Source organism: Polynucleobacter sp. UK-Gri1-W3, from assembly GCF_018881595.1.
GTDB lineage: Bacteria > Pseudomonadota > Gammaproteobacteria > Burkholderiales > Burkholderiaceae > Polynucleobacter.
The window spans coordinates 491,713-501,452 of the sequence record NZ_JACVQA010000008.1; the positions used below are offsets into that span (position 1 = coordinate 491,713).

Consider the following 9,740-nt stretch of genomic DNA (forward strand, 5'->3'; position numbering starts at 1 on the left):
AGTTTAATTTCCATCTAAAGCAAGATTAAGCTTTAATACATTAACACGAGGCTCTCCAAAAATTCCCCATTGGCGATCTTGTGTATTGGCTGCTATGAGCTGATTGACATGATCAAGACTCATTTTGCGAGCCTTTGCTACTCGAGATGCCTGGTATTGTGCAGCCTGGGGACTAATTTCAGGATCCAAGCCGCTAGCTGATGCTGTGACCAAATCCATTGGTATTGGTAATTTATTAGTAGGATCAGCGGTCTGTAATGCCTCAATCCTGCTTTTAACAGCATCTGCCAAGGCTAGATTTAGTGGGCCTTGATTTGATCCACTAGATGCAGTGGCATTGTATGGCTGCGGTCCAGTTGCTGACGGCCTACCCCAAAAGTACTTAGCATCAGTAAAGTTTTGCCCAATCAACTCTGAACCAATGGCTTGGTCGCCTTGATAAACAATACTTCCTGCAGCCTGGTTTGGGAAAAGCGTCTTCGCTAATCCTGTGACGAATGCTGGATATACGACACCAGTAATCAGAGTTAACAAAACAAATAACCCTAAACAACTTCTTATGATGGATTTCATTTTCTATCCTTTATATATCGTCTGGCGATCAAATGACTGAAATAATCAAATCAATGATCTTGATGCCGATAAATGGAGCGATAAGACCGCCTAAGCCATAAATCGTCATATTTCTACGCAAGAGTGCAGCTGCGCCCAAGGGCTTATACGTAACTCCTTTTAGCGCCAATGGAATCAAGAAAATAATGATTAAGGCGTTAAAAATCACCGCTGACAAAATAGCTGATGACGGACTAGAGAGATGCATCACATTTAATGCCTCAAGCTGTGGATATGTCGCCACAAAAGCTGCTGGAATAATGGCAAAGTATTTTGCTACGTCGTTAGCAATACTAAATGTCGTTAATGATCCACGAGTCATGAGCATCTGCTTACCAGTCTCCACAACCTCAATCAACTTGGTAGGGTTGGAATCTAAATCAACCATGTTGCCCGCTTCTTTAGCAGCTTGGGTACCAGAGTTCATGGCTACAGCTACGTCTGCTTGCGCTAGCGCAGGAGCATCATTAGTGCCATCGCCAGTCATTGCCACCAATCGCCCTTCTGACTGATGCTTACGTATCAAGGCAAGCTTGTCTTCAGGCGTCGCTTCAGCCAGGAAATCATCCACCCCTGCTTCAGCAGCAATGGCAGCGGCTGTCAATTTATTATCGCCAGTAATCATGATGGTGCGAATACCCATCTGACGCAGTTCATTAAAGCGCTCCTTAATGCCGCCTTTAACAATATCCTTGAGTTCAACTACACCCATCACGCGCGTACCTTGAGAAACAACTAAGGGTGTGCTGCCACGTCGAGATACGTCATCAACCGCTTTCAGAACTTCCTGAGGAAATTGGCTACCCAAAGACTCAATATGTTTTTGAATGGCGCTAGCAGCACCTTTACGAATTTGCTCACCATTCATATCCACGCCACTCATACGAGTTTGAGCGGTAAATGGGACAAACTGCGCCCCAATGGAGTTGATTTCTCGCTCCCGAATATTAAATTTTTGTTTAGCAAGGATTACGATACTTCTACCCTCTGGAGTTTCGTCTGCCAATGATGCTAATTGAGCGATATCGGCAAGCTCTGCCTCAGTTACTCCGGATGCGGCTACAAAATTGGATGCCTGACGATTGCCCAAAGTGATGGTGCCCGTTTTATCCAGCAAGAGCACATCAACGTCACCCGCAGCTTCCACGGCACGGCCGGAGGTTGCAATGACATTGGCGGCCATCATACGGCTCATACCAGCAACTCCAATTGCAGATAACAAACCGGCGATAGTTGTAGGAATCAAACAAACCAATAACGCAATCAGAACTGTTATCTGAATTGGTGATCCGCTGCCACTCGCAGCAACACTAAACATAGAAAACGGTAGCAAAGTTGCAACCACCACTAAAAAAACGATTGTTAGCGCCACCAATAAAATTGTTAAAGCGATTTCATTCGGAGTCTTCTGGCGCTTAGCATTCTCTACCATCGAGATCATTCGATCAATGAAGGTCTCGCCTGGATTAACAGATACACGAACCACAATCCAATCAGATAAAACACGAGTACCTCCAGTTACTGAAGAAAAATCTCCTCCAGACTCACGAATCACTGGGGCTGATTCTCCAGTAATAGCAGACTCATCAACAGAAGCAACCCCTGCAATCACCTCACCATCTGCTGCAATCACATCATTCGCCTCAGCAATAAAAATATCGCCTTTACGTAACTGTGTTGCAGACACTAGTTCTGATGCCGGTAGGCTATCCCAATTTTCTGGAATATTGGCAGTTTTAACCTTCTTAGCCCATGTCTCTTTCTTTAAACCCCTCAGTGATGCTGCTTGTGCTTTGCTGCGACCTTCTGCTAATGCTTCGGCAAAATTCGCAAAGAGCACTGTGAACCAAAGCCAAAGCATGACCCCTAGGATAAAACCAGAAGAAGCTTCACCTTCGCCATATAAAGACTGAATCCAAAGCAAGGTAGTCAGGATGCTACCAATATAGACAACAAACATCACTGGATTTCGCCATTGAATGGAGGGGCTTAGCTTTCTAAAGCTATCCACAATGGCTGGTTTAACTAACTCGGCATCAAACATGCCTAATTTTCTTTTAGTCATTTTTTTCTCCGAGAATGATTAATGAATCACTGGGAGCATTAACTGCTCAACAATGGGGCCAAGAGCAAGTGCTGGTACGTAATTCAATGCTCCAACCAAGATCACGGTACCGGCCAACAGGACAACAAAGAGTGGTCCGTGTGTAGGCATGGTTCCCTCATTTACCGCTATCTTCTTTTTGGCCGCAAATGCCCCAGCCAATGCGAGAACCGGAACAATGACTCCAAAACGACCAAACCACATCGCAATTGCTAACAACCCGTTATAGAAAAGTGTATTTGCTGAGAGACCTGCAAAGGCACTGCCGTTGTTATTGCCTGCTGATGTAAAGGCATACAAAATCTCAGAGAAACCATGGGCACCTGGATTTGCAATGCCCGCCACCCCATCGGCACTCATCACTGCGATTGCAGTACCAACTAGCACAAGAATCGGCGTGACTAAGATAGCAATCGCTACCATCTTCATCTCATAAGACTCAATCTTCTTACCTAGATACTCAGGTGTTCGGCCAATCATCAAACCAGCAATAAATACCGCAAGTATGGCAAAGACAAGCATTCCATATAAACCGGTCCCCACACCACCAAATACAACTTCACCTAACATCATGTTCCAAAGAGGGATAAAACCACCCATTGGCATAAAGGAGTCATGCATTGCATTAACCGCGCCACAGGAGGCAAGCGTTGTAATGCTTGCAAAAATACTAGAATCATCGACACCAAAACGGGTTTCCTTGCCCTCCATATTGCCCATAGAACCATCTGCCCCCAGGCTTGTTAGAACTGGATTGGCTTGTGACTCAAAATGAACGGCTGTGAAGGTCACTGCCAAGAAAATGAGCAGCATTGTCACTAGAACTACCCAACCTTGGCGCTTATCCCCAACCATCCGACCAAAGGTAAAACACAATGCGGCCGGAATCAAAAAGATAGACAAAATCTGGATGAAATTAGATAAGGGTGTTGGGTTCTCGTAAGGATGCGCTGAGTTTGCATTAAAGAATCCACCACCATTAGTGCCGAGCATCTTAATTGCCTCTTGAGAGGCCACTGGGCCCATTGGTAAAGTTTGCTGATCTGTTGAGGCCGGCTCAGTCAAAGCCACACCCTTTTCATCCTTTAGTGGCTGACCATCGGCATCAAGCTTAGGCGCATCAAACTTAGTAACCTCAACTGTTTTGACATCTTTGTATGCATCAAAGTTCTGAATGGAGCCCTGACCAACTAGAAAGATTGCGTATACAACTGAAATAGGGACCAGCACGTATAAGGTAATGCGGGTTAAATCCACCCAAAGATTACCAATTGTCTTAATGCTATTTCTAGCGAAGCCACGAATAAGTGCAATCACGACAACGATGCCACTTGCAGCAGAAAGGAAGTTTTGTGTTGTGAGTCCCAGCATTTGGGTGAGATAACTCATCGTTCCCTCACCTACGTAGGCCTGCCAATTAGTATTTGTGGCAAAACTAATGGCAGTATTAAAGGATGAGTCTGGAGAAACGCTTGCTAAACCCTGAGGATTTAGCGGCAGGACTCCCTGAAATAACTGTAATCCAAAGACAAATAGAACACCCAGGATATTGAAGACAATTAAACCAATTGCATAGCTTAACCAGCTCATTTCAACATCCGGATCAATACCGCATAGTTTGTAAATGAAACCTTCTATTGATCTAAAGGGTTTCTTAGAGGCAATTGCTTGTCCGCTCATCACATTATTAATGAAGCCTCCAAGGGGATACGCTAAAAGCAATAAGACCCCAACATACAGAACAATTGTCAAACTAGCATGGGTGCTCATGAGAAGTCCTCTGGATTTAATAGTGCAGCAACTAAATAAATTAAAAGCAATGCAGCGGCTAAGCCACTAATGATCAGAATAAAGTTCATTTTTCACCCCTCAATCGTGCACAGCCCTTCGCAAGACCAATGGTCAACGCAAGAAATATAAAAATGCAGCCAAGAAACAGTAAGCTCATATCCACCTCTATCCAATTAGATGACTTGATCTTATAAAGAAACGTGTAAAAAAGTTATAAAGATTTGAGGGGATTCATATAAAAATCCTCAAAAATAATGCTTTTAGGTGTGATCTTGGATGTAACTGCTAATGGCAGATTGGAGACATTGGACTTAATTAGCACTTAGAGTCGCTTATTGAACCAAATCTGCCGCTTTATCAATTGAGAGTCATTCTCAACTGTATGCTAAGATGAGAATGATTCTCATTAATAATACTTGGCATTTAAGATGTTTTTATCAATTAAGCTCAACCACATAGGCGCGATCAGTCTAATTAGCACCCTTTTTATGGTGGGGATGCCAATACGTGTAAATGCCGAATCCCCCGTAAGTGATGCTCCTTTAATTTTGGCTGAGTCACCTGTTGGCGACTCCCCTAAAGTTGATAGCTCAGTTTATGTAGAAGGCGAAACTGAGCAATGGAGTATTCATGGGCAATCCACTTATATTGTTCAGCAGAAAAACAACTTTAACTCCCCATACTATGGACAAAATAGTCTTTTAAACAAATCTGAGGGTGCTGGTGGGAAAAGCTATACCTTAAGTGCTACAGCTTTTTTAGGCGCGAGACTGTGGGAAGGCGCTGAAGTCTACTGGAACCCAGAGATGTTCGAAGGAACACCTTTTAATGGGCAGCTTGTTGGTCTTGGTGGATTTCAAAATGGTGAATTACAAAAAGGGGCATATGCTCCTCCTATCTACTACACAGCTCGTGCGTTTATTCGTCAGACATTTGGCCTAGGTGGAGGCAAAGAGCATATTGCAGGTGGGGCAAATCAGCTTGCTGGCAATCTAGATAAAAATAGAATTGTGTTTACCTACGGTAAGTTCGCCACATTAGATTTTTTTGATCAAAATAGTTATAGCCATGACCCTCGCACACAGTTTCTGAACTTTGCACTTTTCTCGATGGGCGCTTACGGGTATGCGGCAGATAGTAAGGGCTATACCTATGGCGTGGTCGCAGAATGGTATCAAGATGATTGGATCTTAAAAGCGGCAAGACTCGCAATGCCAACGATTCCAAATACAGCACAGCTTGATTACAGCATGAGTCAAGACTATGGCAATCAAATTGAGTTAACACATGAACACGAGCTCTGGGGAAGGCCGGGCGCAGTAAGGGCTCTGTATTACCAACAACATGCCTATATGGGCAACTATCAAAATGCGATTAACCAAGCACAACAAACCAATAGCACTCCTGATATAACTGGTGTTCGCAAAGCGGCACAGAGTTCATGGGGCTATGGATTCAATATTGAACAGGCCATTAATGAAGATATTGGATTGTTTGGTCGATGGAGCTGGAATCCAGGTACAACCGAAGCGCAGACTGTAGATATCAGTAGATCACTATCAGGCGGTGTAAGCATTAAAGGTTCCAGCTGGTCACGTCCCAAAGATACTGTGGGCATAGGTTACGCTATCAATGGAATCTCTTCATCGCAAATTGCCTACTTACAACAAGGTGGCATGGCAGCATTTATTGGGGATGGTGCGCTTAGCTATAAGAAAGAGCAAATATTTGAAACTTTTTATAGCGCAAAAGTTTATAAAGAGTTATTCATTTCGGCTGACTACCAGCGCATTGCCAATCCAGCCTATAACTCTGCCCGAGGTCCAGTAAACTTCTTTGGCCTAAGAGCACATATAGAGATGTAATGACTTGATGAGTTTAAGCTTATCCATTGAGTTACTCTTATGAACCCATAGTAGTCATTTGCAGTTAAAGAAAAGCCACCCGAAGGTGGTTTAAGTTACGGGGAAAACCCTATTAATGCTTAGGCGACTTAGCGAAGCGTAAATATGGCAATTTGATATCAATCTCACCATACTTTTCTTTCGCTTGCTCATCGTTTAAGGCCAATCCTACAATTACATCTTGTCCAGGAACCCAGTTAGCTGGCGTTGCTAATGGAACACCATCCGTTATTTGAATAGCATCAAGCGCCCTAAGAATTTCAGCAAAATTGCGGCCAACAGACATTGGATAAGACATCGTTAAACGTATCTTTTTGTCTGGCCCAATAATGAAAACCGTGCGAACGGTTGCACTATGGGCCGGAGTGCGGCCATCTGGCAAGTAGGCATCAGCGGGCAACATGTCATAGAGCTTGGCCACTGTTAGTGAAGTGTCATCAATGATTGGAAAATCAGCAGGTACTCCAGAAAAAGCAGCGATATCGTTTTTCCATTTTTGATGGTCTTCTACGCTATCAACTGAGATACCCATTACCTTGGTATTTCGTTTAGCAAACTCAGGAGCTAGCTTTGCTACCGCACCAAACTCTGTTGTGCAGACCGGCGTAAAGTCTTTCGGGTGAGAAAACAAAATAGCGTACTTGTCTCCAATCCAGTCATGCAAAGTCAAACTGCCAGCTGTCGATTCTGCAGTAAAGTTCGGGGAGAGATCGTTAATTCGTAATGTCATGGTTATTTCTCAATATGATTTTCAGACTTCATTTATAACATGTCAGAATTTGTGGCGATACGATTTTAAAATATTGTCGTTTTAAGCAACATTACAAGCATGTTAAATTGATGGGGATGTCCAAACTAATAGCCTGATAGGCGATTTATCGAGTTTCTTGGCAGCCCAGAGCTAAATCGAACCATGACCTAAGATTAAGATTTCCAACTCTGTTTCTACTCAGTAAATTTAGCTAAGGCATGCCAACCAAAGCTAAGCAAAGGAAGCATATCTTTGGCAAAGTCCGTAATCTCGTTCGTTAAATTTTTCGAGCAGATTGTTGATCGGGGTAACTGCCTTCTAATAATCCAACCCTTAAGCTTGATCGCCCTCTCCACCTCTATAGGGACATCATCGAATCCTCTTGGAATACGAGCTAAGGTGTGGGAGTAATCGAGCTCATAGTCTTTTTTCTTGAGCGATTTTTCCAATGCCACCCAAGCTTTTGGATTTTCTAAAATACCCTGCCGAAGCTTTTTCAGGATATGAGCTTCGGGCTGTAAATAGCCTGCGGCGCATCTACTGCCTAAGGGGTCCAAGCGGAAATATAAAACACCAGATGAATGCTTATCTCCAGTTCGAGTAAACAGGCCGCTGGCATGCATATTGTAGGGATGCTTTGCTTTTGAAAATCGGGCATCTCGATTAATTCTAAAGAGAGATCTTTTGGGATCCCCCCACAATGGAATATCTTTCTTAGCGAAATTTACAGACAGGACCTCTGTAAAACGCTTCATAGGTTCACGTACAAACTCTTCATACTCAGAACGGTGCTCAGCAAACCAAACTCTATTTTGGTTGTCCGTTAACTCTTCGAGAAATTTGAATGCTTTTGGATCGAATCCGGAAAAACTTGTCATCGAATGATTAATTTTTCTTTTAATTTATCGGGATTGAAGGAATTAAATTAATCATACCAATAAATAAAAAACCCGAAGGTGATTTTAGAATTTCTTGGTGTCCCAGAGCGGAATCAATCGGCGATACAAGGATTTTTAATGCCCTACTCTAACAACTGCTACTAGCCATCTTGAGCCATCCAGGTGGCTTCAGTAAGATAGTCGCTTATCGACCTGAAGCTGACCTTCGAATTATCCCCACAGAATTATTGAATTTAGTTTCAGCTCAAGTTAAATGGATCCGAGCTGAGAATTAGCAAATATCGACGTCCGACATACTACCAACAGCTTTTAAGCCATTACAGCCTTGGCTAAGAGCTTAGATAAATTTTCATAATATTTAATTGCTAGCTTTGTCGGAATGACTTTCTTTTTTCTACCGTCTAGGGTGTCCGTCACCAGGAGAACAAAACCAATTTTGGATAAATTTTTAAGTCGCCCGTGCAAAGTAGCTTGCGAGCCAATATGGCTCATTTTTAACAGATCACCAACTAAAATTGCCTGTTTTTCAGAATTTGCCAACATGATAGCTTCTAGCAATTGACCTTCAATTGCATCAGGTTTTTTTGCACCATCAATAGACCCCATTGCATTAATGAAATTGAGAAAACGAATGTAAGAAGAACTTGTATTTTTACTCATGTAGTTTGTTTCGGATATTTTATAGGCCACTAACTATATTTATTTTATACCCGCCTTTAGCCTGTTTACAAAATTTATGATCTTTATTCTGTGCTGCAAAATAAATAGCGCCGTGCAGACAAACAAGGCATTACCTGCAAAATTACCCATAATAGTCACAAAACTACTATGAAATAAATCTCCGCTCATTTGGCTTGTCGTCAGACCACTCACTGCAAAGGCAAAAACAGAGCCATTTAGAATGCTTGCTAACGTTGCTAATCCTACGACTTGGTAATAGTTAAGATTAGATAGATTCCTATCTACCTTGAATAGCTTGAGTCCAAATTCAACAACCACGTAAATCGCTAGATTGGCTGAAAATGCAACGAGAAACCAGCTAACCATTGACTGCGTAGGATCGGTAAAAATTAGTCGAGTAAAAGTTCCTAATGCCACCCCAATAAGACCACGCCACCCAAAAATCAAAATCGTCAACAGTTTTAAGCCAGCCGGTAGAAATATGTAATAGGTAATGGGGCCGCTTTTGAGCTGCGGGAAAAAATACAAAGGCGCTATGAATACCCAATAAAGGGCAAAGGAGATGAAAATCTCAAGAAGGATATTTTTAGTTTTCAAACAGCGCTTATCAGAAATGATCTGATAGATTATTACAAATTAAATAAATAATTTATGTAGGTATTACCCCCCCCCTCCTGCACCAGATCCATGAAATTAATAATTAAACAAAAAGATAGGTCTGGTCAAATCAGTGGCAAAGGGCAATATTTTTTGCTACACCTTCAAATGTAGTCCTTAATCACGTCTATTGTCAGAAACAGCGCCCACTCCTTTCAATCGAAACAGCAGGCTAAGCGTTGCTTATTGGCCGATAGCGTACCGTTGGTCAAATCGAGTAGGGTGAGGGATTACTCCCTCAGCCCTCTCACACCACCGTACGTGCGGTTCCGCATACGGCGGTTCAAATAGCACGCTGAAGATTTTGGTAGGTTACTACCAAAGACACCAGCCCCAGTTGT

The 9,740-nt window shown here is 42.7% G+C and carries 9 protein-coding genes; 1 reads left to right on the forward strand and 8 read right to left on the reverse strand.

From position 1 onward, the window contains the following. Positions 1–3 precede the first annotated feature (3 nt). Genes kdpC through kdpF form a run of 4 tightly spaced genes read right to left on the reverse strand, consistent with a single transcriptional unit; the run spans position 4 to position 4,575 of the window. A complete protein-coding gene (gene kdpC, locus ICN36_RS10405) occupies positions 4–573 on the reverse strand; it encodes a potassium-transporting ATPase subunit KdpC (protein ID WP_216228263.1) in 570 nt (189 codons plus the stop codon). Positions 574–601: 28 nt separating this feature from the next. Next, entirely contained in the window at positions 602–2,677 is a 2,076-nt protein-coding gene (gene kdpB, locus ICN36_RS10410) for a potassium-transporting ATPase subunit KdpB (RefSeq protein WP_216228264.1), read from the reverse strand. 18 nt (positions 2,678–2,695) lie between these two features. Then, the gene (kdpA, locus tag ICN36_RS10415) at positions 2,696–4,486 is read right to left on the reverse strand and encodes a potassium-transporting ATPase subunit KdpA (protein WP_216228265.1); all 1,791 of its coding nucleotides are present in this window, start codon (positions 4,484–4,486) and stop codon (positions 2,696–2,698) included. Next, positions 4,483–4,575: a K(+)-transporting ATPase subunit F gene (gene kdpF / locus ICN36_RS10420; RefSeq protein ID WP_216228266.1), complete on the reverse strand. Its 93-nt coding sequence runs from the start codon at positions 4,573–4,575 to the stop codon at positions 4,483–4,485. The genes kdpA and kdpF overlap by 4 nt, the downstream gene beginning before the upstream one ends. Before the next feature lie 429 nt (positions 4,576–5,004). On the opposite strand from kdpF, the gene ICN36_RS10425 reads away from it, so the two are divergent. Then, complete coding sequence (locus ICN36_RS10425) at positions 5,005–6,372, forward strand: carbohydrate porin (protein ID WP_216228267.1); 1,368 nt, start codon at positions 5,005–5,007, stop codon at positions 6,370–6,372. A 112-nt stretch (positions 6,373–6,484) separates the two neighbouring features. Here the strand turns inward: ICN36_RS10425 and ICN36_RS10430 are convergent, their stop codons facing one another. The 4 genes from ICN36_RS10430 to ICN36_RS10445 form a co-directional block, all read right to left on the reverse strand. After that, positions 6,485–7,141 carry a peroxiredoxin gene (locus ICN36_RS10430; protein WP_216228268.1) on the reverse strand — a complete coding sequence of 219 codons (657 nt, stop codon included), beginning with the start codon at positions 7,139–7,141 and terminating at the stop codon, positions 6,485–6,487. A 215-nt stretch (positions 7,142–7,356) separates the two neighbouring features. Beyond that, entirely contained in the window at positions 7,357–8,040 is a 684-nt protein-coding gene (locus tag ICN36_RS10435; RefSeq protein ID WP_216228269.1) for a DUF2461 domain-containing protein, read from the reverse strand. 330 nt (positions 8,041–8,370) lie between these two features. Further along, positions 8,371–8,751, reverse strand: coding sequence for a hypothetical protein (locus ICN36_RS10440; RefSeq protein ID WP_370623483.1), 381 nt, complete (start codon positions 8,749–8,751; stop codon positions 8,371–8,373). A gap of 9 nt (positions 8,752–8,760) precedes the next feature. Beyond that, positions 8,761–9,339 carry a hypothetical protein gene (locus ICN36_RS10445; RefSeq protein WP_216228270.1) on the reverse strand — a complete coding sequence of 193 codons (579 nt, stop codon included), beginning with the start codon at positions 9,337–9,339 and terminating at the stop codon, positions 8,761–8,763. Positions 9,340–9,740 lie beyond the last annotated feature (401 nt).